The following is a 22,943-nucleotide window of genomic DNA, read 5'->3' on the forward strand; positions in this document are numbered from 1 at the left end:
GGGAAGCGGCTTGGGCGGCCACCCCCCAACGCCTCGCCGGGCAAATGTGGTGAGGCCCACACCTCACTGGTGGTTAAACGACGGTGGGCCGGCTCAAAAGAGCCGGCCCACCGTCGTCGTCAATTTTTCACACCCGCAGGAGGCTTACCACTTGCCCTTGCGGTTGAAGTCGCGGTGTCCGCTGTCGCCGCCGTGGCGCGGCTTGCGGGAGCCGTCACCGTGGCCACCGAAGCGCGAGTCGCCGGCCTGGCCGCGGTCGCTGAAGGAACGCTCGGACCGCTCACTGTACGAACGTCCGCCGCGCTCAGCGGAGGTCCGCTCGCCGTCATTCTTTCGGAATTCCTTCTTGAACCCGCCGTTGCCCTTGAAGTTGCCGCCACGGTCGCCGCCACGGTTGCCTTGGTAGGCGCCGCGGTCGCCCGACGGCTTGCGGCCGTTGTCCAGCTCAAGGTGGATCAGCTCGCCGCCGATCCGGGTGCGGGACAGGGCCCGCAGCTGCTCGGGGCTCAGGTCCGCCGGGAGCTCCACCAGGGAGTGGTCCGAGCGGATGTCGATGCCGCCGATCTGGGCCGAGGAAATGCCGCCCTCGTTGGCAATGGCACCGACGATGGAACCGGGCATGACGCGCTGGCGGCGGCCCACCGCGATGCGGTAGGTGGCGTTGCCCTCGGTCAGCGCACGGGTAGGCCCACGGGAGCCGAAGCCGTCCTTGGAGCGTTCACGCTTCTGGAATTCGGGAGCAGCGGGCAGTTCCTTGACCAACAGCGGCTGTCCGCCCTGGGCCATGACTGCCAGTGCCGCAGCGATTTCTGCTGCCGGCACCTTGTGCTCTTCCTCGTAGGAAGCGATCAGGTCGCGGAACATCGAGACGTCCTCGGACTCAAGGGTCTCGGTAATGCGCTCGGCGAACTTGCCCAGGCGCAGCGTGTTCACGGTCTCGGCGGTGGGCAGGTGCATCTGCTCGACCGGCTGGCGGGTGGCCTTTTCGATGGCGCGCAGCAGGTACTTCTCGCGCGGCGTCATGAACAGGATCGCGTCACCGCTGCGGCCCGCGCGGCCCGTGCGGCCGATGCGGTGCACATAGGACTCGGTGTCGTGCGGGATGTCGTAGTTGACCACGTGGCTGATTCGCTCCACGTCCAGGCCGCGGGCTGCGACGTCGGTAGCCACCAGGATGTCGATCCGGCCTTCCTTCAACGCGTCCACAGTGCGCTCGCGCTGCTGCTGCGGGATGTCGCCGTTGATGGCTGCGGCCTGGAAACCGCGGGACTTCAACTTGTCAGCCAGGTCCTCGGTGGCCATCTTGGTGCGCACGAAGGCGATGACGCCGTCGAAGTCTTCCACCTCGAGGATGCGGGTCATGGCATCGAGCTTGTGCGGGCCCATGACCTGCAGGTACCGCTGGCGGGTGTTGGCACCGGTGGTGGTCTTGGACTTGACGGAGATCTCGGCCGGGTTGTTCAGGTACTGCTTGGACATACGGCGGATCTGACTCGGCATCGTGGCCGAGAACAGTGCAACCTGGCGGTCAGACGGGGTCTGCTGGAAGATCTGCTCCACGTCTTCGGCGAAGCCCATGCGCAGCATCTCGTCGGCCTCGTCCAGGACCAGGTACTGGAGTTCGGACAGGTCCAGGGAACCCTTGGAGATGTGGTCGATCACGCGGCCCGGGGTGCCGACAACAACCTGGGCACCGCGGCGCAGGCCGGCGAGCTGGGGGCCGTAGGCGGAGCCGCCGTAGACGGGAAGGACCGTGAAGTCATCGATGTGCTTGGCGTACGAGGTGAAGGCCTCGGCAACCTGGAGCGCGAGCTCGCGGGTCGGGGCCAGGACCAGGGCCTGGGTCTTGCGTGACGGGCCGTTGAGGTCGTGGAGTTCGGCCAGGCGGGACAGTGCCGGTACTGCGAATGCTGCAGTCTTACCGGTTCCGGTCTGGGCCAGGCCAACAACGTCGCGGCCTTCGAGCAGCAGCGGGATGGTGGCGGCCTGGATGGGGGACGGCTTTTCGTACCCGACATCCTGCAGTGCGGCCAGGACACGGCCATCGATGCCGAGATCGGCGAAGCGGACGCCGTCTTCGTCGTCCTCGTCAGCCTTGGCTGCGGGGGCTTCTTCCGCTTTCGCGGCGGGAGCAACCGGGGCGGTTTCGGGAGCCTCGGCGGTTTCAGCGGCAGCCTCTGCTGCGGGGGCAGCGGGCTCGGTGAATTCGATGCTGACGGTTGCTTCGGGGGTGGTTTCGTTCTGGTTTTCGGGCATAGGGAGATATTCCTCATCCATAGGGGGCCAGGCGGCACTACCCGAGGTGAGCGGAGCCGCAGTACGCGTGCCGATGGTGCCGGGCAAACGTTGACCGGCCGGTCACAGAAGTCCGGCGCTTTCGCAATCCCGTGGCAGGACTTCGCGCTGCATCTCTTGGCTGCTATCCCAGCAGTCTGTACAGCGTTTTCTTTAGCCGGCTCTCCCTATGAAAATGCCCGCATCGCTTGCGCGGGCCCCAACACTTGCCAGTCCTGCCTCAAAAATTGGGCAGGAATAAGGGATTTCCGGAGTGGGGGATATTTCAAGTGTAGGGCACGGACGCCGCCGACGGGAAATTAAGGGCCCGACGACGGCGGTGAGCTTGCGCACACAGCGTAAGGGCGGCGCACCACGGATGCGTCGGGGCTACTCCCCCAGCCGCCGCAGCAGTAGCTCGAACCTGGTGTGGTACTCCTCCTGGAGCCTGATCTCGCCGTCGGCCTCGGCATCGCGGAGGGCCTCTACAGCCTCCGCGTCCGGCGCACTGAACCATCTGCCGATGGTCACTCCATGGCGCGGCACGAACGTGCGGTGGATGTAGTCACCCGACTGGATGGTGCCCGTACGGATGACACGCAGGTAGGCTCCCACGCGCCCTTCTTCGGTGAAGCGCTTCACCCATTGGGGTTCTTTCATCCGGCGCTGGAAGGTGGCGCAGGGGACGCGCGGGGAGGTGACCTCGAGGACGACGTCGGCCCCCACCTGCCAGCGCTCCCCGATCACCGCGTTGGTTGGTTCAATGCCGGAAACCCGCAGGTTTTCGCCGAAAATGCCTGGCGGCAGCTCGCGGCCCAGCGCCCCGGACCAGAAATCCGCGTCGGACTGGGAGTAGGCGTAGATGGCCTGGTCATCGCCGCCGTGGTGGACCCGGTTGGCCTGGATATCCCCGTGTACGCCCAGCTTGTGCACCTTCACCGGACCATCCGACGGGCGTTTGTCGATCGCCGTGACGCCAACATTGCCCTGGTCTCCCAGGAGTTGGTGGACGCGGCAGACGGCGAGGACAGAAGCTGGTTCCATGGCTTCAGTCTAGGGTTCCTGCCGGCTGTGCCAATCTCGTCAACGGACTCGTGCAGGGACTACGCTGGGTCGAGACTTGCATGTGGGGGTGCAGTGCTGCGCCCAAATAGTGTGGACAACTGAGGGGGACGGCCGTGGCGTCGAACGAAAAGGACCCGAAAGCGGACCCGGAAAAAGGGCCTCCGGAGGGAAGCGGAACCGCCAAGCCTCCGCCTTGGCAGGTACCCAAGCCTGAGTTGCGTCCCGACCTCCTCAAGGAGCCTGTCCCCCTGGTGGACCCGTTTGCCAGTGAGCGCGAAAAGCAGCTCAACTCGGCGGCGGCGCGGAAGAAGCGCTCCCAGCGCCGCACGGTGGTGGTAGGCCTGGGCGTGACCGCGCTCCTGGCCGGGACCATCACGGCTGTGGTGGCCAGCAACGAGGACGACCCCGAGTACGCGCAGGTCTGCTTCAACGACGAAACCGGCGAGCGCGTCGAGGACACCAACTGCGACAGCTCCGCCGGCCGCAGCGGCGGCGTCTACGCCTGGTATTTCTACTCCCGCGGGGCCAGTGTCCCGTCGGTGGGCCAGAACAGGTCCACCGCGCCCGGCTACGCGCGGACCATCCCCAGCGGGGCAAAGGCCTCCACCGGTTACAGCAGCAAGGGCGGCACGGTCAGCCGCGGCGGGTTCGGCTCCAGCGCCAAGAGCGGCTCAAGCGGCGGCGGCAAGGTCTCGGGGGGCTGAACGGTGAAGCGACTGATATCCGAACCCCGGCCCGGCTGGAAGCAGAAGATCGAAGAGCAGGGCCTTGTCTTCTCCACCACCACCATGGATGACGGGCGCCGGATCGAATACTGGAACGAATCGGCGTACTACGAATTCACCATGGACGAGGTGGAGACCCTTGAGGTCGTCGCGGAGGACATGCACCGGATGTGCCTGGAGGCGGCAAAGTTCCTGGCCACCGGTGCCATGGGGAGCATCGGCATCGGCCCCCAGGCATTGGAGCTGGCTGGTGAATCCCTGCAGGCCGCCGACGTGGACGTCTACGGCCGGTTCGACTTCATCTACGACGGCCGGGGCGGGCCGGCCAAGATGCTCGAATACAACGCCGACACCCCCACCGGACTCATCGAAGCCGCCGTCGCCCAATGGTTCTGGCTGCAGGACGTCCACCCGGAGAAGGACCAGTGGAACGGCATCCACGAGGCCCTGATCCGGCAGTGGAAGAAGTTCCAGTACCGCACGGGCATGAGCACCCTCCATGTGGCCCACTCCGAGGTGGAGGAATCCGGCGAGGACTGGATGACCGCCGCGTACATGCGCGACGTCGCCAGCCAGGCGGGGTGGACCACCATTGGGATCAACATGTCCGATATCGGCTGGGACCCCAACCTGAACCGGTTCGTGGACCTGGACAACTTCATGATCAGCACCATCTTCAAGCTGTACCCCTGGGAGCTGATGATGAAGGAGGAGTTCGGGCCCCGCCTCCTGGAACGGGCGCACAACCCACGCTGGGTTGAGCCGGCCTGGAAGATGCTGCTCTCCAACAAGGCCCTGCTGGCCGCGTTGTGGCACCTCTACCCGGACCACCCAAACCTGCTGCCCGCGTACCTCACCAGCCCGGGGCCGCTGAAGGAATGGGTGGCTAAGCCCCTGCACGGCCGCGAAGGCGACAACATCCGGATCCACGCGGACGGCATCAATCTGGAGCAGCCCGGCGGTTACGGCCGCGAGGGCTGGTGCTACCAGCAGTACCACGCCCTTCCCGACTTCGACGGCAACTGTCCTGTGCTGGGCCTCTGGGTGGTGGACGGTGAATCCGTAGGCTGCGGCATCCGGGAATCCGACGGGCCGGTCACTGACTACTTCTGCCGCTTCGTGCCCAACACCATCGACGCACCGGCACCGCTTTCGGCGCTGGCCAACTCCAGCAAGGCAGGTATCGCCCTATGAACCCGGAGACAGCATGAGCACGGACATTACGACGACGGGAGGTCCCGGCGGCGGGCCCGGCACCCCGGTGCCCGGCAAGGGATTGCGGGCCGGGATCCTGGACCTGGGCGACTCGGTGATGCTGGGGCTGGCCTCCACCGCCCCGGTTTACTCGCTGGCCGCCACCCTCGGCCTGATCGTTGCCGTCAACGGCAACTACACTCCCCTGATCCTGCTGCTGGGGTTCGTCCCGGTCCTGTTCATCGCCTACGCCTTCCGCGAGCTCAACAGTGCCATCCCGGACTGCGGCACCACCTTCACCTGGTCCCGCCAGGCCTTCGGCCCGTGGGCGGGCTGGCTGGGCGGCTGGGGCGTGGCGCTGGCCGGGATCGTGGTCCTGGCCAACCTCGCCCAGGTGGCCGGCCAGTATGTGTGGCTGCTGGTGGGTGACGGGTCGCTTGCGCAGAACAAGGTGGTGGTCACCGCCACGGGGCTGCTGTTCATCGTGTTGATGACCCTGGTGAACTACCGCGGGATCCGGCTGGGCGAACACGTCCAGCGGGTGCTGACCTACGTCCAGTACATTGCCCTTGGCATCTTCGCGCTGGCGCTCGTGATGCGCATCGTGGGCGGTGCGCCGGAGGGCCAGGCCTTCGATATCGAGTGGTTCAACCCGGCGGGTGCCTTTGCCGACCCCGGTGCCGTGGTGCATGGAACCCTCCTTGCCCTGTTCATCTACTGGGGCTGGGACACCTGCCTTGCCGTGAACGAGGAAACCGAGAATCCCACCAAGACTCCCGGCCGCGGAGCCGTGATCTCGGCTTTCGTCCTGATGGCAATCTATGTTTCGGTGGCCCTGCTGGTGATGATGTACGCCACCGTGGGTTCCGAGGGCATCGGCCTGGGCAACGAGGCCAACAAGGACGATGTCTTCCTCGCCATGAAGGACGTGGTCCTGGGACCCTGGGGCTGGCTGATCGTCATAGCGGTCCTGGCCTCCGTCCTGTCCTCCACCCAGACCACCATCCTGCCCACGGCCCGGGGCACCCTGTCCATGGGGGTCCACGGAGCTCTTCCGGCGAAGTTCGCCGAGGTCCACGAACGGAACCAGACGCCCGGTTTTTCCACCCAGGTGATGGGCGGCGCGGCGGCTGCCTACTACGTGGCCATGAGCTTCCTGAGCGAGAACCTGCTGGCGGACTCCATCAGCGCCATCAGCTTGTTCATTGCGTTCTACTACGCCCTCACCGGGTACGCCTGTTTCTGGTACTTCCGGGCCACCCTGCGGGACTCTGCACGGAACCTTTGGTTCCGCGGCATCCTGCCGCTGCTCGGGGCACTGCTGCTGACCGCTGCGTTCTTCGTCTCCGCCGTGCAAATGTGGGACCCGGCGTACGGCGATACCCAGATCCTCGGCGTCGGCGGTGCCTTTGTCAGCGGCGTGGTGCTGCTGGCGCTGGGCGCGGTCCTGGCAGCCGTGTGCCGGTTCCTCCCGGCCACCCGCGGCTACTTCGAGGTGAAGCGTTGAGCGCCGGCCCGTCCGATGTCCTGGACCTGGACTCCCTGCTGTCAGCGGAGGAACTGGAGCTCCGCGAGCACATCCGCGACTTCACCCAACAGCGGATCAAACCGGAGATTGCCCGCTGGTACGAGGACGCCGTGTTCCCGCTGGAACTGGCGACAGAACTCGGTGAGCTGGGTGTGCTGGGGATGCACCTGGACGGCTATGGCTGCCCGGGCCGGTCCGCCGTCGAATACGGCTTGGCGGCCATGGAGCTGGAAGCCGGGGACTCCGGCATCCGCACGTTCGTCTCGGTGCAGGGTTCACTGGCGATGACCGCGATCCATGCCTGGGGCTCGGAGGAACAGAAGCAGGAGTGGCTGCCCCGGATGGCCGCCGGCGAGGTGATCGGTTGTTTCGCCCTGACCGAGCCGACCGCAGGGTCGGACCCCGCCTCGATGGCCACCTTTGCCCAGCGCGACGGCACCGGCGAGGACGCCGGCTGGTTGTTGAACGGCGCCAAGCGCTGGATCGGCCTGGCCTCGGTGGCCGGCGTGATGGTGGTCTGGGCCATAACGGACGACGGCGTACACGGCTTCCTGGTGCCGGCCGGAACCCCCGGCGTGACGGCCACGCCCATCCGGCAGAAGCTGTCCATGCGCGCGTCCATCCAATGCGACGTGGTGTTCGACGACGTCCGGCTCGGTCCGGAGGCGCTCCTGCCGGCGGCCCGCGGGCTGCGCGGCCCGTTCACCTGCCTGAACGAGGCCAGGTACGGCATCGCCTGGGGCGCCATGGGCGCGGCCCGCGATTCCTACGAGGCCGCGCTGGCCTACTCGCAGGACCGGTTGCAGTTCGGCAAGCCGCTGGCCGGATACCAGCTGACGCAGGAGAAGCTGGTGAACATGCTGCTGGAGATCCAGAAGGGCACCCTGCTGGCGCTGCACCTGGGGCGGCTGAAGGACGCCGGGACCATCCGGCCCGAGCAGATCTCGCTGGCCAAACTGAACAACGTCCGCGAGGCCATCGCCGTGGCGCGCGAAGCCCGGACAATCCTTGGCGGCAACGGCATTACCGGCGACTACTCCCCGCTCCGGCACGCCGCGAACCTTGAATCCGTCCGGACCTACGAGGGCACCGACGAGGTGCACACCCTGATCCTCGGCAGGCACATCACGGGTTTGGGCGCCTTCCACTGACTCAGGATTTCAGGCTGAAAAGCCGCCGTCGGCCTTGATCAGCTGCCCGGACACCCAGCGGCCGGCCGGGGACAGGAGGAACGCCACGGTCCCGGCGACGTCGGCAGGGGTACCGAGGCGGCCCGTCGGCTGCTTTGCCGTGAGCTCGTCCTTTATCTCGGGGGTCATCCAGCCCGTATCAACCGGCCCTGGGTTCAGGACGTTCGCGGAGATCCCCTGTGGACCCAGTTCGCGCGCTGCGGCAATCACGATCCGGTCCAAGGCACCTTTGGAGGCGCCGTAGGGAAGGTTGAACGCTGTGTGGTCACTGGTCAGCGCAACGATCGCGCCGCCGTCGTCCGTGGCCTGGCGGGCGAACGCGGCGATCAGCTGCCAGCTGGCGCGCGTGTTCACGGCGAAGTGCCGTTCAAAGGACTCAACGGTGGTGTCCAGCACCCCGGAATCCACCGATTCGGCGTGGCTGAGCACCAGGGCCTGCAGTGGGCCGGCAAGCTGCACGGCCTCGGTCACCAGCCTGTCCGGCACGGCAGGATCTTGCAGGTCTGCGGGAAGGGTGTGGACTGTGGCGCCGATGGCTTCGAGCTCGGCCGTGAGGCGGAGGACATCGTCCGGCTCGCTCCCCCACGGCATGCGGGCGTCGTAGCCGGACCAATAGGAGAGGACGAGGTCCCAGCCGTCCGCGGCAAGCTGCCGGGTGATGCCGGCGCCGATGTTCCCCAGCCGTCCCGCGCCGGTGACCAAGGCAACGGGGCGGCCAGCTGCGGGTTCGAGTGGTTCCATCCGACCAGCCTAGCGGCGGCCCGTGATGCGCTGGTTCAGGCCGCAGCCGGCTCCGCTTCCCGCGAACTGCGGTTCCGGCGGATCGTGGCGCTGATGACCGCGGCGATGGTGCACATGGCCGCGGCGCCCAGCCAGGCATAAGTGTAGTGCCCGGTGGCATCCCGCAGGGCACCGGCGGCGATGGCGGCCGCGGCGGCTCCCAGCTGGTGCGCCGCGAACACCCACCCGAAGACCACGCTGCCGTCCGCGCCGAACGTCTCGCGGCAGATGGCGGCCGTGGGGGGAACGGTGGCCACCCAGTCCAGTCCGTAGATCACCACGAAGACGATCATGCTCGGCTGCACCTCGGCGTTTAGCAGCAGCGGGAGCACCAGCAGGCCGATGCCGCGGAACTGGTAGTAGACGGCCAGCAGCACGCGCGGATTGAACCGGTCGGTCAGCCAGCCGGAGGCGATGGTGCCGATGATGTCGAAGATCCCGACGACGGCGAGCAGCCCTGCGGCGGTGGTTTCGGGCATGCCGTGATCGTGTGCGGAGGGGATGAAGTGGGTGCCGATCAGGCCGTTGGTGGTGGCGCCGCAGATGGCGAAGCCGGCTGCGAGCGCCCAGAAGGTCCGGACTTTGCTGGCCCGGCGGAGTACCTGGAGGGCGCGGACAGCGGCGTTGGCGCGGGGTCCGTCCGGGGTGGCGGCGGTTGTGGTTGCCTCCTGCTCCACGGCCTCAACCTCCACCGCGGGGGCCGCACCATACGGCAGCACCCCGACGTCGGCGGGCGAGTTCTTGAGGAACTTCAACACCAGCGGGACCACCGCGAGGGCGCCGGCGGCAATCAGCAGGGAGGCCTGCCGCCAGCCGGGATCCTGCGCGAGCAGGGCGATGAACGGCAGGAAGACCAGCTGGCCGGCCGCACTGCCTGCGGTGAGGATCCCAATGACCAGCCCGCGGCTCCTGGTAAACCAGGTGTTGGCGATGGTGGCGGCGAAGACCAGCGCCATGGAACCGGTGCCGAGCCCGATCAGCAGGCCCCAGGTCAGCAGGATCTGCCAGGACTGGTTCACCAGCACCGTCAAGGCGCTGCCCAGGCCGATCAGGACCAGGGCCGTGGCCGTGACCGCCCGTACGCCGAACCGTTCCATCAGGGCGGCGGCGAACGGCGCGGTCAGGCCGAAGAGCACCAGGTTGATGCTGACAGCCGCGGAAAGGACCGTGGTGGACCAGCCGAACTCCTGCTGGAGCGGGACCATGAGGACTCCCGGTGCCGCCCGGAATCCGGCCGCCCCGACGAGTGCCAGGAACGCCACGGCGGCGACGATCCATGCCGGATGCAGCCGGCGGCGCTGAGCTGTGCCCGGCCGGGTGGCGGTTTCCGCCGGAGTCTTGGCTGCTTCATCGGGCAGGGTGCTCACGCTGCCGTTCCTTTCCCGGCTGCGGTGGACAACCGGATGGGCTGCTCGGACCGTGACCGGCTGTGCCAGCTGGTGTTGGCCGCGGTGAGGAGTTCCCCGCATTCGGTGCAGGTATCGGCCGAGGTGGTGGGTTTCCCGCAGCCCGAGTGGATGACGTACAGGTGCGCCTGGTCCGAGGGGGCGGGCAGGTGCTTTTCCGCCCAGATGGTGACCGCATTCAGGACCGGGAGTGCGTCTTCGCCCATGGGTGTGAGCACGTACTCCTGGCGGGCGCGGCCGCCGTCGTCGTACGCCTTCTTCTCCAGCAGCCCGGACTCGACCAGACCTGCGAGCCGCTTGGTGAGCACGGAGTCGGCCACCTCGAGGCGCGCCTTCATGGCATCGAAGCGCCCGTTCCCAAAGAAGACCTCGCGCAGGACAAGGATGGACCAGGGGTCCCCCAGGATGTCCAGGCCGCGTGCCATGCTGCAGGTGCGTTGGGACCAGTCGGATCGGAGAGGCATAGGGGAACCCTAGCTGACTTTCTTCAAGAAAGCCAGAGTTCCCTCGTTGCCGGCTAGGGAATTGCGGAGAAGGCCTGGTCCAGGTCGGCGATCAGGTCCTCAACATCCTCGATGCCGCAGGACAGGCGCAGCAGGTTCACCGGAACAGCCAGCTCCGTGCCCTTGACCGAGGCGTGGGTCATCTCGGACGGGTAGTTCATAAGCGATTCGATTCCGCCCAGCGACTCGGCGAGGGTGAACACCGAGGTGGACTCGGCCACCTTCCGGGCAGCCGCCTCACCACCCTTGAACTGCACAGACACCATGCCGCCGAATTTGCGCATCTGCTTCCTGGCCAGCTCGTGGCCGGGGTGCGAGGGCAGGCCCGGGTACAGGACAGCCTCAACCTCGGGGCGTTCCAGCAGCCACTCGGCCACCGCCTGGCCATTTTCGCTGTGCCGGTCCATCCGCACGCCAAGCGTCTTCAGCCCGCGGGTGGTCAGGAATGCGTCCATGGGGCCGGACACCGCCCCCACCGCGAACTGCACGAACCCGATCTTCTCCGCCAGTTCCGCGTCTTTGACCACCACGGCGCCGCCCACCACATCCGAGTGTCCGCCGATGTACTTGGTGGTGGAGTGGACCACGACGTCGGCACCAAGGGCGAGCGGGTTCTGCAGGTAGGGCGACGCAAAGGTGTTGTCGACCACCAGCAGGGCCCCGGCGTCGTGCGCGATATCCGCGAGCGCGGCGATGTCGGTGATCTTCATCAGCGGGTTGGAGGGCGTCTCCACCCACACGAACCGGGTCTTGTTGGCGGCGACGGCGTTCCTGACCGTGTCCAGGTTGGCCATGTCCACGGGAGTGTTGCCAATCCCCCAGTCGCCCAACACGCGGCTGATCAGCCGGTAGGTGCCGCCGTAGGCGTCATTGCCGAGCACGATGTGGTCGCCCGGGCGGGTGAGCGCGCGGATAAGCGCGTCTTCCGCGGCCAACCCGGAACTGAAGCTGTAAGCGTGCGTGCCAAGTTCCAGGGCGGCGAGCTGTTCCTGCAGGGCATCCCTGGTGGGGTTGCCGCCGCGGCCGTACTCGTAGCCGCTGCGCAGGCCGCCGATGCCGTCCTGGGCGTAGGTGGAGCTGAAGTGCAGCGGCGGTACCACGGCGCCGGTTCGGGGCTCGAAGGCCTGGCCGGCGTGGACGGCGCGGGTGTTGAAACCCTGGTTCTCAGAGGCAGTCATGGGTGCTCCTTTTAGTTGCTGAGGTAGGCCAGCAGGTCGTGCCGGGTGAGGATCCCCACGGGCGCGCCCACGAAGGTGACCATCAGGGTGTCCGTGTCCGAGAGCAGCTCCCTGGCGGCGGAGATGGTCTCCAGTGATCCGATCACGGGCAGCTTGGGTCCCATATGTTCGGAGATCTTGTCCGTCAGCTTCGCCTCGCCGCGGAACAGTTTGGCGGTCAGGCTGCGCTCATCCACGGCGCCCAGGACCTCGCCCATTACCACGGGCGGTTCCTGCGAGAGGACCGGGATGTGGCTGACGCCGAACTCGGTCATGATGTTGATGACATCGCGCACGGACTCGTTGGGGTGGATGTGCACCAGGTCCGGCAGCTCGCCGTTCTTGGACTTGATGACCTCCCCCACTGACGTTTCCTCGCCGCCGGAGAGGAAGCCGTAGGAGCGCATCCACTGGTCGTTGAAGATCTTGGCCAGGTAGCCTCGACCGGAATCGGGCAGGATGACGACGACGACGGCACTTTCCGGCAGGTCCCGGGCGGCCTTGAGGGCTGCCACGACGGCCATCCCGGAGGAACCGCCCACCAGCAGGCCTTCCTCCCGTGCGAGGCGCCGGGTCATGGCGAAGGAGTCAGCGTCGCTGACGGCGATTACGTCGTCGGGGACGGTCTTGTCGTAGTTGGCGGGCCACATGTCCTCGCCCACGCCCTCGACAAAGTAGGGGCGCCCGGTCCCGCCTGAGTAGACCGAGCCCTCGGGGTCGGCGCCGATGATCCGGACCACGCCGCCGTCGGACTCCGGCCGGTCCGCCGATACTTCCTTCAGGTAGCGCCCGGTGCCGGTAATGGTGCCACCGGTGCCGGCGCCGATAACGCAGTGCGTGACCCTGCCGTCCGTATCGCGCCAAATCTCCGGACCTGTGGTCTTGTAGTGGCTGCCAGGAGCTGCCGGGTTGGAGAACTGGTCCGGTTTGTAGGCACCGGGTGTTTCGCGGGTAATCCGGTCCGAGACGCCATAGTAGCTTTGCGGGCTGTCCGGCGGAACCGACGTGGGGGTTACCACCACTTCGGCGCCGTAAGCCTGCAGCACGGCACGCTTGTCCTCGCCCACCTTGTCCGGAACCACGAAGATGCATTTGTAGCCCTTCTGCTGGGCCACCAGGGCCAGGCCCACGCCGGTGTTGCCGGACGTCGGCTCCACGATGGTGCCGCCGGGCTTCAGCTTTCCGTCGCGCTCGGCGTCCTCGATCATCTGCGCCGCAATACGGTCCTTGATGGATCCGCCCGGGTTCAGGTACTCCAGCTTGACCAGGACAGTGGCCTTGATGCCGTCGGTCACATGGTTGAGTTTGATGAGCGGGGTATTGCCGATGAGGTCCAGGATGGACTGGGCGTACTTCATAGGTACAAAGCTACCGCTTCCTGCGCGGCAGTCCCTGCCCGGGATGCGAGGATAGGCCGGTGAAGCAGTTCGCATGGCTGAAAGCCGCCCGGAGCTACCTGCTGCCCGGCGCAACCCTGGCAGCAGGCCTGGCCGCCCTCACTGTCGGCGCCCTCCCCATCCCGGCCTTCGGCGAGTTGGCCGGGCGCACTATTCCCATCCTTGCGTTCGTGCTCGCAATGTCCCTGGTTACCGAGCTGGTGGACGAGGCAGGGCTGTTCCGGGTAGTGACGGACCGCCTGGCTGCGATGGGCCGGGGCCGCGTTTTCACCCTGTGGCTGCTGGTGGTTGCCGTGGCCACGGTGGCCACGGTATTCCTGTCCCTGGACACGACGGCGGTGCTGGTGACACCGGTGGTTGTCCTCCTGGCCGTCCACGCCCGGATCCCCCCGCTGCCGTTCGCGCTGACCAGCATCTGGTTGGCAAACACCGCATCACTGCTGCTGCCCGTTTCCAACCTGACCAACCTCCTGGCCCAGGACCGGCTTGGCCTGACTCCCTGGCGCTTCGCGGGACTGGTGTGGGCCCCCGCCGTCGTGGGCCTGCTGGTCCCCCTCATCCTGCTGTGGCTGGCGTTCCGCCGGGACCTGCGCGGCAACTACGGGCCGCAGCCCGCGCATCCCGTGCGAGACCGCACCCTGCTGAAGGCTGCCGCCGTGACGCTCCTGGTCCTGCTGCCGGCGCTGGTGTCAGGCGTCCCGGTCCAGTACCCCGCCCTTGCCGCGGCGTCGGTCCTCCTGGCGGTCTTCCTGCGCCGCAGGCCCTCGGCTTTGCGGTGGTCGATGGTCCCCTGGCGGCCGCTGATGCTGACGGTGGGCCTGTTCATGCTCATGGAAACGCTGCACGCGCAAGGGCTCACCACGTTGCTGGCCGGCATTGCCGGGTCGGGCGACGGTTTGCCGGCGCTCCTGCAACTGGCCGGGCTGGGCGCAGGGGCGGCCAACGCTGCGAACAACCTTCCCGCCTACCTGGCCCTGGAGCCGGTGGCTGGTTCACCGGCCAGGCTTGCCGCGCTGCTCATCGGCGTGAACCTCGGTCCGCTGGTGAGCCCGTGGGCTTCGCTGGCCACGCTGCTGTGGCATGAGCGGCTACGGGTGCTGAACGTCCCCGTCAGGTGGGGCGGGTTTGCCGTGGCCGGACTGGTGGCCGTCGTGCTGACGGTGCCGCTGGCAGTGCTGGCGCTGTGGCTGGTTTCAGGGATGCCCTGACCTTCAGGCGCCGTCCGGGGTTCCGGGGGCCTGCGGGGCCACGTTCTCCCAGAGCCCCATCACGTTGCCCTCGGAATCCTGGAAGTATGCCGTGTAGCCCACGCCCGGGATCTCACTCCTGGGGATGACAACGGCACCCCCGAGCCCTTCGACGGTCTTCAGCGTGGCGTTGATGTCCGGAACGTCCACCGTAATGACCGGGTGGGTGACCCGCCCCTCCCTGGCCATCATTCCGCCATTGATCGCTCCGGCGGCGGTTGGCTGGCCCGTGGCCGCATCCATGTCCGTCGTGATGACCATGCTGTAGTCCATGCCCGGGACAGGTTCAACGCGCCACCCCAGGGCCTCCTGGTAGAACTTCCTGGCCCGCTCCTGGTCGTCCGCGGGAATCTCGAAATGCACTACTCCGCCCACAATGGCCTCCTGCTTCTCTGCGGCATGGCGGTTGGGCAGCAGTGGATCCGCTGCCCGTGCGACACCCGCAGTGATCGTAGTCCGGGGCCAGGTAGCGGAGAAGGGCCGATGGTCCCGCCGTTGTCGGTGGGCCGTGGGACGATGGAAGGCATGACGATCGCAGAGGCACCTCCCCGGCTGGCGGCCGCGGCGGACGTGTCCCTGCGCTGGTATCCGGAGGCGCCCTACAGCCTTTCCCGCACCCTTGGCCCGCTCCTGCGCGGCAACAGTGATCCTTCCTTCTGCGTCCAGGGCGACGTCATCTGGAACGCGTTTACGGCTCCCACCGGGCCGGCCACCCTGCGGCTGGCCCCCGCGGGCGGCGAAGCGGGCGGCCCGTGGGTGGACGTCCAGGCGTGGGGCCCGGGGGCCGCAGCCGCCGTCCAGGCAGCGCCCCGGCTCCTGGGGGCCGACGACGACTGGCAGGGTTTCGACGAGCCCTCCTTCCACGCCACATTGCCCGGCATGGTCCGGGAGGCACGCAGGCGCAGTCAGTCGCTGCGCCTGCCCGCGAGCGGCCGCATGGTGGATCAGCTGGTGCCCATCATCCTGGAGCAGAAGGTCACGGTCATTGAGGCCCGGCGCGCCTACCGCTACCTGGTGCACCGCTTCGGAACGCCCGCGCCCCCCGCAGGGCTGTCCACTCCGGCCGGCCTCGTCGTAGCGCCAACGGCCGCGCAGTGGCTGCAGATCCCCAGCTGGGAGTGGCACAAGGCCGGCGTGGGGCCCCAGCGCTCGGCCACCGTCATGCGTGCGCTGCGCTCCGCCGTCGCACTTGAACGCCTCGCAGTGCTGCCGGCCGCTGAAGCCGCGGAAAAGATGCAGGTGATTCCCGGGATCGGCGTCTGGACCGCCGCGGAAGTAGTGCAGCGCACCCACGGCTGCCCCGACTCGATTTCCGTGGGTGACTACCACCTGGCGGCCTACATCGGTGCGGCGCTCACCGGCCGCAGGACCGACGACGCCGGCATGCTCCGGCTGCTGGAACCCTGGCGGGGGCACCGGCAACGCATCGTGAGGATGATCCAGAGCACCGGATACCGCAAGCCCACCTTCGGCCCGCGGATGACCATCCAGGACCACCGCCGGCACTGACGTTCCGAACTGCCAGGCCGCCCGTGCTTAATCCGGATCTCAATGGGTACGGCTACGCTGTGGCGTCCAGCCAGCCCGACGGCTGGACCACGACTGAGAGGAACCCCATGAGCTCCAATCCAGGCAGCACCAACCAGGCCGGCGGGGAACCCCTGGACGTGGATCCAACCGGGCAGGACCCGGCCGCCGTGGACCCCGGCGAGGACTGGAAGATGCAGCTCCAGCTGGCAATCTTCGACGTCGCACCGAACGCAGAGGGCAAGAACGAGGACGAGATCCGGGACATGCTCCTGGCTGAGTTCCGCCGCAGGGGCATCGAATCCCCGCCCGGCACCTGGCTGGACTCGGTGGCATCGTCGGCGTTCTACGGTGAGCCCTACATCGTTGACCTTCCGGCGGCAGTGGCCGCGGACGCCGTGGAGCCCGCCCCCACCGAGGACGTCCGGGAACGGCTCGCCTCCCGGCGGGAGCTCCAGCAGGAGAAGCTGCCGGCGGGAATCCTCCCCGCACCGTCCGAGTGGAACATCCCGGCCAACGAGGTCACCGGCGGCAGCACCCCCAGCCTGCCGCTAAAGTCACGGGCCGGATCGAACGGTGCAGCCGTCCTGGCGCTCGCGGCAGCAGGGCTCGCTGCGGCCGTCCTGGTGGCGGTTGTTGCGGCCCGGGTGTCCCGCCGTCCGGCCTCGGACAGCGGCAGGAGCTAGCGGGCAGTTCTCCCCATCGAGCCCTTTGCCCCCTTCGCATAGGCTGTTGGAAGCTTGTACTGATATGGGGGAACCGTGGCAGGCATCTATGGGGCCGACGTCGCCCAACTCCGTGCGTTGGGGAAGGCTTTGACAGCCTCCTCAACCCGCCTGACATCCACCAGGGTGGCACTTTCCAGGGATGTGCGCGACGCAAGCCGGTGGAAAGGCTCCGACGCCGAGAGATTCCGGAGTGACTGGGACGGCACTCACAGCCTCACGCTGGGCAAAGTCATTGCGGCGCTGGCAGAGGCAGGGCGAGCAGCTGCACGGCACGCGGACGAGCAGGAACGGGCCAGCGGCACCCGTGACACGGCAGGCAGGACCAGTACATCAGCGCCCGACGCCCGCAAAGGGTCAGGGAACATCAGCTTCCTTGGCGAAGACCACTCCAGTCCACGCCATGCAGACCGGGGAGAACCCAACCTGACGCCCGCTGAGCTCGACCGGCTCCGCAACAAGGTCAGTGCTGCTGCGTCCGGCGGCAACTTCCTCGCGGGCAATGACGCTGAGGTGAACGGACTGCGTGAGGCCCTGACGGCCCTCACGCCCGCGCAGCTGAACCAGCTGCTGGCATCGCTGTCCGACGACGAACTCCGCAACCTGGGCGCCGGCGCGGCCGGCGACGGCAAGGGATGGTTCAACTCCGAGGGAACCACCCCGTTCGAACGGCAGCAACTGCTGGACCAGCTGTTGTCCAAAGCCTCAGCGGACCAAGTGCACAGGCTGAAAGACCTCATCCCCTGGGCCCAGCCGGACGGAACGGCAATGGGCGACGCCGCCAGGCCTGGAGGTCCGGACCCAAGCAGCACAAGCCGGTGGATGGAGCCCCGCTTCCCGGTGATCGGCGAGCACCCCAGTGCGGACGACATCAGGCAAGGCCAATACGGAGACTGCGTGGTCCTGGCGGCCGCCGGTGCCATGGTCAACGCCGATTCCGGTTGGGCTCGGGAGCACGTCACGGACAACGGCAACGGGACCGTGTCCGTCCTGCTGTTCGACAAGAACGGGCAGGAGCAGTGGGTCACCGTCACCTCGGACCTGCCGGCGAACGCCTACGGAGGGCAGCTGGGCGCCAAAACCGGCTTCGGCGGCAACTGGCCGGCCTATGTCGAGAAAGCACTGGCACAGGTCTACACCGAGGACGACAACAACGACGGCACCAAGGAAGGGTCGCCCCCGGACCAGGCCTGGCCGCCGGGCCACTACCGCGCCATCGAAGGCAACTGGGGCCCGGACGCTTTCCAGTACCTTGCAGGACCGGAAGTGGAGCGGACCAAGGACGCGGACGTGCTGTGGGGTGCAGCCTCCGGGGGCAAGCCATCTGTGGTGACGACCCTGGGCGAGGCCCCGGATGGCGCCCCGAACGGTTACCACGCCAACCATGCGTACTTTGTCACCGGAACCGATGAACGGGGAAACATCATCCTGCAGAACCCATGGGGCGCATTCGAGCCTTCCATGGCCATTTCCAAAGAGGACTTCCGCCGCCTCTTCAGTGATGCGACGGTGACCCATTGAGACCTCAACCGCTGCGGACAGCCGCCTGGGTCTTCATGCCGGCGCTCCTGTGCCTCGCGGCCTGTTCCGCCCCGGCACCCAGTTCCCCCGACCCCACGAAAGACCCGGACATGACCAAAAGCGCCAGCTGCACCAATGCCGGTTCCTACCGGCTCGTCCCCTCCGTCAACGGCTCGTTCCCGCTGCTTCCGGTAGCCCCCGGCGGTGCCGACGCCACACCGCTCGTGCGGTTGTCCAGCACGCACCTGAAGAATGAACCGGTGACCGCGGACCTTTCGGTTGCCCTCTTCGCCAGCGGCGGTCCCGCGTCCCGGGAGTTCCGCGGCCTCGCCCTGGGCCAGGAAGCCACCTTTGACGGCTACACCATCAAGGTCACGTCAATCTGCGACGGTGAAGTCCTCTTTGACCTGGTGAAGCAGCCCGAATAGTCAGAGGCCCAGCCGGGCCACAGCCTCCTCGCGCATCTGGACTTTGCGGATCTTCCCGGAAACCGTCATGGGGAAACTCTCGCGGACCTCCACGTACCGGGGGATCTTGTAGTGCGCCAGCCGCCCCTGGCAGTACTCGGCGACTGCCGCCGCGTCCAGTGGTTCTGCCCCCGGTTTGAGGATGATGCACGCCATCAGTTCCTCGCCGTATTTGGCATCCGGGACCCCGATGACCTGGACATCCTGGATGGCGGGATGGGTGTACAGGAACTCCTCAATCTCCCGCGGGTAGATGTTTTCGCCGCCCCGGATCACCATGTCCTTGATCCGGCCTTCGACCACCACGTACCCGTCCTGGTCCATCCGGGCAAGGTCACCGGTGTGCATCCAGCCGTCGGCATCGATCGCTTCGGCCGTCTTGTCCGGCTGGTTCCAATATCCGGACATCACGGCGTAACCCCGGGTGCAGAGTTCACCGATCTGCCCGCGCTCCAGATCCTCTCCCGTGGCCGGGTCCACGATCCGGCTTTCCAGCTGCGGCATGGTCCGGCCCACGGTCTCGGTGCGCTGCCGGAGCGTGTCACCCTTGCGGGTCATGGTGGACACCGGAGATGTTTCTGTCATGCCGTAGCAGATGGCCACATCCACCATGTTCATCTCGGAGATCACCCGGTTCATCACCTCGATGGGACACAGCGAACCGGCCATCACCCCGGTCCGGAGCGTGGAGAGATCATAGGAGCCAAAATCGGGGAGCGCCAGCTCGGCGATGAACATGGTGGGCACGCCATACAGCGACGTGCCGCCGAAATCCTGTACCGCCTCCAGCGCCGCGGCCGGTGAGAACCCGCGGCCCGGGACGATGGTCGCAGCGCCGTGGCTCAGCGCGTTCAGGTTGCCGATCACCATGCCGAAGCAGTGATAGAACGGCACCGGGATGACCACCCGGTCGTGTTCGGTGTACCCGAGCAACTCGCCGATCGCGTAGCCGTTGTTCAGGATGTTGTGATGGGTCAGCGTGGCGCCTTTGGGGAATCCCGTGGTGCCGGAGGTGTACTGCAGGTTGATGGGATCGTGCGGGCTGAGCTCGGCCATGCGGGCCAACAGGTGCGGATGCGTCACGTCGTCCGCCCGTTTGAGCAGTTCGGCGTACGTGAGTTCGGCGTCGCTTTGGGGGCTGCCGGCGTTCAAGGCGTCCAGGCCGTGGTCCGGCAGGAAGACGAGTTCCTTCAGGTCCGGGCACACGCCGAGCGCCTGGCGGGCCATGCCGACATAGTCGCTGTTGGTGTCCGACGGCGCCGTGACCAGCATTCGCATACCGTTTTGCTTGATGACGAATTCGAGTTCGTGGCTGCGGTAGGCGGGGTTGACGTTCACCAGGATCACCCCGGCCTTGGCGGTGGCGTACTGCAGGAGCGTCCACTCGGCGCAGTTGGGGCTCCAGATGCCCACCCGCTCCCCCTTGGAGACGCCCACGGCGAGGAGCGCCCTCGCCAACCGGTCGACGTCGTCGTTCATCTTGGTGTAGCTCCAGCGCCGCGCATCGGCGCCGGGCACGGGTGCGGCCTCGATCAGTGCGTCGTGGAGCGGAAACTGCGCGGCAACGCGCTCGAAGTTCGCGCCAATGGTTTCTTCCAGGAGCGGGACTTCAGTGTCCCCGGCTGTATAAGCACGCATGCTGGAACGCTACCAACAGGATGCCGGCAGGAGAAGGAAGGCAGGGCTGGAAGCGGGCGCAACACAAGGGACGGGCAGGCGGCGCCCGGTATTGTGAAAGCCATGAGTGCACCCATTGACCTGATAGCAACGTTCATCCCCAACGACGGCGAGTCCTTCCGCGTCAAGCTGGCCTTGGAAATCGCGATCGACGAGGTGGTGAACGAGCCGGGCTGCATCCGATACGAGCTGACCGAAGCGACAGAGGAGAAGCTGGTCCTGACCGAGCAGTGGGCGTCCCAGGAAGACCTGGACAAGCACTCCAAGGGCACCGCCGTGCAGGACCTGAACGAATCGTTGAGCGCGCTGCTGGCCGAACCGGTCAAGGTGGAACGCGTCTGAGGCAGCGTTATTAACGCAAAATGCGGGACCCCGGTGTGGGGTCCCGCATTTTGCGTTAATAACGGTCTAGAAGTCGGGAATCTGGGTGCCGTCCTGGGGACCGCTCTGGGTGCCGGCAGGCTTGCCGGCTGCCGCGGCTGCCTCTTCCCGCTGGCGGGCCACATGGGCGTGGACCTCATCCATGTCCAGCGCCTTTACCGCGTCCACCACCTGTTCCAACTGCTGGGCGTTCAGCGCGCCGGGCTGTGAGAACACCAGTACCTTTTCGCGGAAGGCCATCAGCGTGGGGATGGAGGAGATGCCTGCCTCCGCCGCGAGCTGCTGTTCCGCTTCGGTATCCACCTTAGTGAAGAGGACATCCGGGTGCTTCTCGGAGACGGTGGCGTACGTGGGCCCGAACTGCTTGCAGGGGCCGCACCATTCTGCCCAGAAATCGACCAGGACAATATCGTTGCCTTCGATCGTGGATGCGAACTGTTCACCTGTGATGTCAAGGGTAGCCATAGGTCTACGCTACGCGCCCGGGATTGCCTGTGTCGCGGGTGTTCGCTCCCCGCGTTATCGGGAATACCGGGCGTACGACGACGGGACGCTGGCTCAGCGGTTGGCATCCCACAGGTGCGGGGCCGGGGTGCGGCTGCCGGGGAGGGCGCTGGTGGCGCGCCATTCGTGGATCCATTCGGGCAGCACCAGGTCCGCGGGCGGGGCACCAAACTCCGCGATGATCTCCTCCTGGCTGACCGGGCCCCCTTTGCTGACCAGCCGGGTGGCGATGTAGGCACGCGCGTAAATCTCGCCGTCGGCCACCATGCGCTGCTCAAAGAAGATCGCCTTGGCGTCCAGGCCGATGACGCGGGTCTCGATGGTGTAGTCCTGCCACAGCTGCAGCGATTTGCGGAACGTGATGGTCTCCGCGGAAACCACGGGACTCCAGCCGCGCCGGCGCATCCGCTTCCAGACACCGCTGCGCACCATCAGGTCGAACCGGCCAAGGTCCATGAGCGAGAGGTACATGCCGTTGTTGACGTGCATGGCGATGTCGATATCTGTCGGCAGGACGCGAAGCGGCAGGGACGACGCAGCCCATACCGGCACGGGCGTGCGCCGGGAGGAACGAAACAGCAGGAACAGGGTTCTCAGGAGCAGGTGCATGATCCAATGCTACCCGCGGGTAACATAGTGGTCCTCTGCTGTTGCGTGTTCCATCGCCGTAGGATTTCCTGCATGACGCAGCAACGCTACCGCGACCTGGCGGAGTGGCCCCTGATGGCAACGGCACTGGTTTTCCTGGCGGCGTACGCGTGGCAGGTCATCGGCCGGTTTGAGGGCCAAGGCGCGGACTGGCTGGAAATGGTCATGTGGGTGACGTGGTGTGTGTTCGTCCTGGATTACGCGGCGAACTTGTGGCTGGCGGAGAACCGCCGGCAGTGGTTCATCCGCAACCTCCACGAGCTGGTCATTGTGGCGCTCCCCTTCTTCCGGCCTTTGCGCCTGCTGCGGCTGGTGACGCTGTTGTCAGTACTGCACCGGACCGTGGGCGAAACGCTGCGGGGCCGGGTGGTGACCTATGTGGCGGGCTCTGCCGCCCTGCTGGTGTTCGTGGGCGCGCTGGCAGTCCTGGACGTGGAACAGTGGGCGCCCGACGCGAAGATCCTCACGTTCGGCGACGCCCTGTGGTGGGCCACGTCCACCATCACCACCGTGGGCTACGGGGATATGTATCCGGTCACGCCCATTGGCCGGCTGGTGGCGACGGCGCTGATGATGAGCGGCATCGCCGTGCTGGGCGTGGTCACCGCGTCCATCGCGTCCTGGCTGGTCCAGCGGGTGGAGGACACCGCGGAATCGGTGGCCGAAGCCGTTGAAGAACCCATGCGGGTGGAAGTGGCTGAGCTGGTGGCCGAGATCGCCCTGCTGCGCCGGGAAATCGCGGAACTGCGGGACCGCCGGCCGCTGTAGCGGCAAGTACCGGACGCACCGGGCCTGAGTAGGCGCGCTGCCGGGGACGAGTACCGGGGCCGAAAACTCGGGTAATCCCTACTGGTGCCTGCGCCGTGGCCGGATTCCTAGACTCGGGATTCCTAGGACCACCACGCACTGGCAGGTGCACCGGGTTGCTTCCGGACGTTCCTGCCGTCACGCGGAGCTCCGCATTTTC

Annotated in this window: 22 protein-coding genes; 11 read left to right on the top strand and 11 right to left on the bottom strand. The window is 67.0% G+C overall.

Translation table 11 applies throughout. The features are described 5' to 3' along the window. Positions 1 to 144: 144 nt before the first annotated feature. The gene (locus tag AB4Y79_RS03735) at positions 145 to 2,256 is read right to left on the bottom strand and encodes a DEAD/DEAH box helicase (RefSeq protein WP_441858837.1); all 2,112 of its coding nucleotides are present in this window, start codon (positions 2,254 to 2,256) and stop codon (positions 145 to 147) included. Between the two features lie 408 nt (positions 2,257 to 2,664). Then, positions 2,665 to 3,318, bottom strand: a complete 654-nt coding sequence (locus tag AB4Y79_RS03740) for an MOSC domain-containing protein (protein WP_441858839.1) — start codon at positions 3,316 to 3,318, stop codon at positions 2,665 to 2,667. A 134-nt stretch (positions 3,319 to 3,452) separates the two neighbouring features. Between AB4Y79_RS03740 and AB4Y79_RS03745 the strand changes: the two genes are divergently transcribed. The 4 genes from AB4Y79_RS03745 to AB4Y79_RS03760 are packed head-to-tail and all read left to right on the top strand — an operon-like array spanning position 3,453 to position 7,937. Further along, entirely contained in the window at positions 3,453 to 4,043 is a 591-nt protein-coding gene (locus AB4Y79_RS03745) for a Tat pathway signal protein (protein ID WP_441858841.1), read from the top strand. A 3-nt stretch (positions 4,044 to 4,046) separates the two neighbouring features. Further along, positions 4,047 to 5,258: a glutathionylspermidine synthase family protein gene (locus AB4Y79_RS03750; RefSeq protein ID WP_441858843.1), complete on the top strand. Its 1,212-nt coding sequence runs from the start codon at positions 4,047 to 4,049 to the stop codon at positions 5,256 to 5,258. Between the two features lie 13 nt (positions 5,259 to 5,271). Continuing rightward, positions 5,272 to 6,765, top strand: a complete 1,494-nt coding sequence (locus tag AB4Y79_RS03755; protein WP_441858845.1) for an APC family permease — start codon at positions 5,272 to 5,274, stop codon at positions 6,763 to 6,765. Then, positions 6,762 to 7,937, top strand: a complete 1,176-nt coding sequence (locus tag AB4Y79_RS03760) for an acyl-CoA dehydrogenase family protein (RefSeq protein ID WP_441858847.1) — start codon at positions 6,762 to 6,764, stop codon at positions 7,935 to 7,937. The genes AB4Y79_RS03755 and AB4Y79_RS03760 overlap by 4 nt, the downstream gene beginning before the upstream one ends. Before the next feature lie 9 nt (positions 7,938 to 7,946). Here the strand turns inward: AB4Y79_RS03760 and AB4Y79_RS03765 are convergent, their stop codons facing one another. Genes AB4Y79_RS03765 through AB4Y79_RS03785 form a run of 5 tightly spaced genes read right to left on the bottom strand, consistent with a single transcriptional unit; the run spans position 7,947 to position 13,240 of the window. Next, a complete protein-coding gene (locus tag AB4Y79_RS03765; RefSeq protein ID WP_441858849.1) occupies positions 7,947 to 8,717 on the bottom strand; it encodes an SDR family oxidoreductase in 771 nt (256 codons plus the stop codon). 35 nt (positions 8,718 to 8,752) lie between these two features. Beyond that, complete coding sequence (locus AB4Y79_RS03770) at positions 8,753 to 10,123, bottom strand: MFS transporter (RefSeq protein ID WP_441858850.1); 1,371 nt, start codon at positions 10,121 to 10,123, stop codon at positions 8,753 to 8,755. Continuing rightward, the gene (locus AB4Y79_RS03775) at positions 10,120 to 10,626 is read right to left on the bottom strand and encodes a winged helix-turn-helix transcriptional regulator (RefSeq protein ID WP_441858852.1); all 507 of its coding nucleotides are present in this window, start codon (positions 10,624 to 10,626) and stop codon (positions 10,120 to 10,122) included. Before AB4Y79_RS03775 ends, AB4Y79_RS03770 begins: the two co-directional genes overlap by 4 nt. Positions 10,627 to 10,679: 53 nt before the next feature. Beyond that, positions 10,680 to 11,843, bottom strand: coding sequence for a cystathionine gamma-synthase (locus AB4Y79_RS03780; RefSeq protein ID WP_441858854.1), 1,164 nt, complete (start codon positions 11,841 to 11,843; stop codon positions 10,680 to 10,682). Positions 11,844 to 11,854: 11 nt separating this feature from the next. Continuing rightward, the gene (locus AB4Y79_RS03785; protein ID WP_441858856.1) at positions 11,855 to 13,240 is read right to left on the bottom strand and encodes a cystathionine beta-synthase; all 1,386 of its coding nucleotides are present in this window, start codon (positions 13,238 to 13,240) and stop codon (positions 11,855 to 11,857) included. 59 nt (positions 13,241 to 13,299) lie between these two features. Between AB4Y79_RS03785 and AB4Y79_RS03790 the strand changes: the two genes are divergently transcribed. Then, positions 13,300 to 14,487: an SLC13 family permease gene (locus AB4Y79_RS03790; RefSeq protein ID WP_441858858.1), complete on the top strand. Its 1,188-nt coding sequence runs from the start codon at positions 13,300 to 13,302 to the stop codon at positions 14,485 to 14,487. Positions 14,488 to 14,490: 3 nt separating this feature from the next. Here AB4Y79_RS03790 and AB4Y79_RS03795 read toward each other — a convergent pair whose 3' ends face one another. Continuing rightward, positions 14,491 to 14,904 carry a VOC family protein gene (locus AB4Y79_RS03795; protein ID WP_441858905.1) on the bottom strand — a complete coding sequence of 138 codons (414 nt, stop codon included), beginning with the start codon at positions 14,902 to 14,904 and terminating at the stop codon, positions 14,491 to 14,493. Between the two features lie 147 nt (positions 14,905 to 15,051). Between AB4Y79_RS03795 and AB4Y79_RS03800 the strand changes: the two genes are divergently transcribed. The 4 genes from AB4Y79_RS03800 (at position 15,052) to AB4Y79_RS03815 (ending at position 18,727) form a co-directional block, all read left to right on the top strand. Continuing rightward, positions 15,052 to 16,035, top strand: coding sequence for a DNA-3-methyladenine glycosylase family protein (locus tag AB4Y79_RS03800; RefSeq protein WP_441858860.1), 984 nt, complete (start codon positions 15,052 to 15,054; stop codon positions 16,033 to 16,035). A gap of 107 nt (positions 16,036 to 16,142) precedes the next feature. After that, a complete protein-coding gene (locus AB4Y79_RS03805; RefSeq protein WP_441858862.1) occupies positions 16,143 to 16,739 on the top strand; it encodes a hypothetical protein in 597 nt (198 codons plus the stop codon). A gap of 75 nt (positions 16,740 to 16,814) precedes the next feature. Then, positions 16,815 to 18,299 (top strand): hypothetical protein, encoded by a 1,485-nt coding sequence (locus AB4Y79_RS03810; protein WP_441858864.1) that lies wholly within the window; start codon positions 16,815 to 16,817, stop codon positions 18,297 to 18,299. Between the two features lie 110 nt (positions 18,300 to 18,409). Continuing rightward, positions 18,410 to 18,727: a hypothetical protein gene (locus AB4Y79_RS03815; protein WP_441858866.1), complete on the top strand. Its 318-nt coding sequence runs from the start codon at positions 18,410 to 18,412 to the stop codon at positions 18,725 to 18,727. Here the strand turns inward: AB4Y79_RS03815 and AB4Y79_RS03820 are convergent, their stop codons facing one another. Further along, a complete protein-coding gene (locus AB4Y79_RS03820; protein WP_441858868.1) occupies positions 18,728 to 20,404 on the bottom strand; it encodes an AMP-binding protein in 1,677 nt (558 codons plus the stop codon). 102 nt (positions 20,405 to 20,506) lie between these two features. Between AB4Y79_RS03820 and AB4Y79_RS03825 the strand changes: the two genes are divergently transcribed. Then, on the top strand, positions 20,507 to 20,785 hold the full coding sequence (locus AB4Y79_RS03825) for a putative quinol monooxygenase (protein ID WP_441858870.1): 279 nt from the start codon (positions 20,507 to 20,509) through the stop codon (positions 20,783 to 20,785). A 66-nt stretch (positions 20,786 to 20,851) separates the two neighbouring features. Here the strand turns inward: AB4Y79_RS03825 and AB4Y79_RS03830 are convergent, their stop codons facing one another. Beyond that, positions 20,852 to 21,289, bottom strand: a complete 438-nt coding sequence (locus tag AB4Y79_RS03830) for a thioredoxin family protein (protein WP_308930210.1) — start codon at positions 21,287 to 21,289, stop codon at positions 20,852 to 20,854. Between the two features lie 93 nt (positions 21,290 to 21,382). After that, positions 21,383 to 21,937 carry an acyl-CoA thioesterase gene (locus AB4Y79_RS03835; RefSeq protein ID WP_441858872.1) on the bottom strand — a complete coding sequence of 185 codons (555 nt, stop codon included), beginning with the start codon at positions 21,935 to 21,937 and terminating at the stop codon, positions 21,383 to 21,385. 72 nt (positions 21,938 to 22,009) lie between these two features. Here AB4Y79_RS03835 and AB4Y79_RS03840 point away from each other — a divergent pair, with 72 nt between their 5' ends. Beyond that, the gene (locus tag AB4Y79_RS03840; RefSeq protein ID WP_441858874.1) at positions 22,010 to 22,744 is read left to right on the top strand and encodes a potassium channel family protein; all 735 of its coding nucleotides are present in this window, start codon (positions 22,010 to 22,012) and stop codon (positions 22,742 to 22,744) included. The last annotated feature ends 199 nt before the right edge of the window (positions 22,745 to 22,943 follow it).

The organism is Pseudarthrobacter sp. YAF2 (genome assembly GCF_052113345.1).
In the GTDB taxonomy this organism is placed as follows: domain Bacteria; phylum Actinomycetota; class Actinomycetes; order Actinomycetales; family Micrococcaceae; genus Arthrobacter.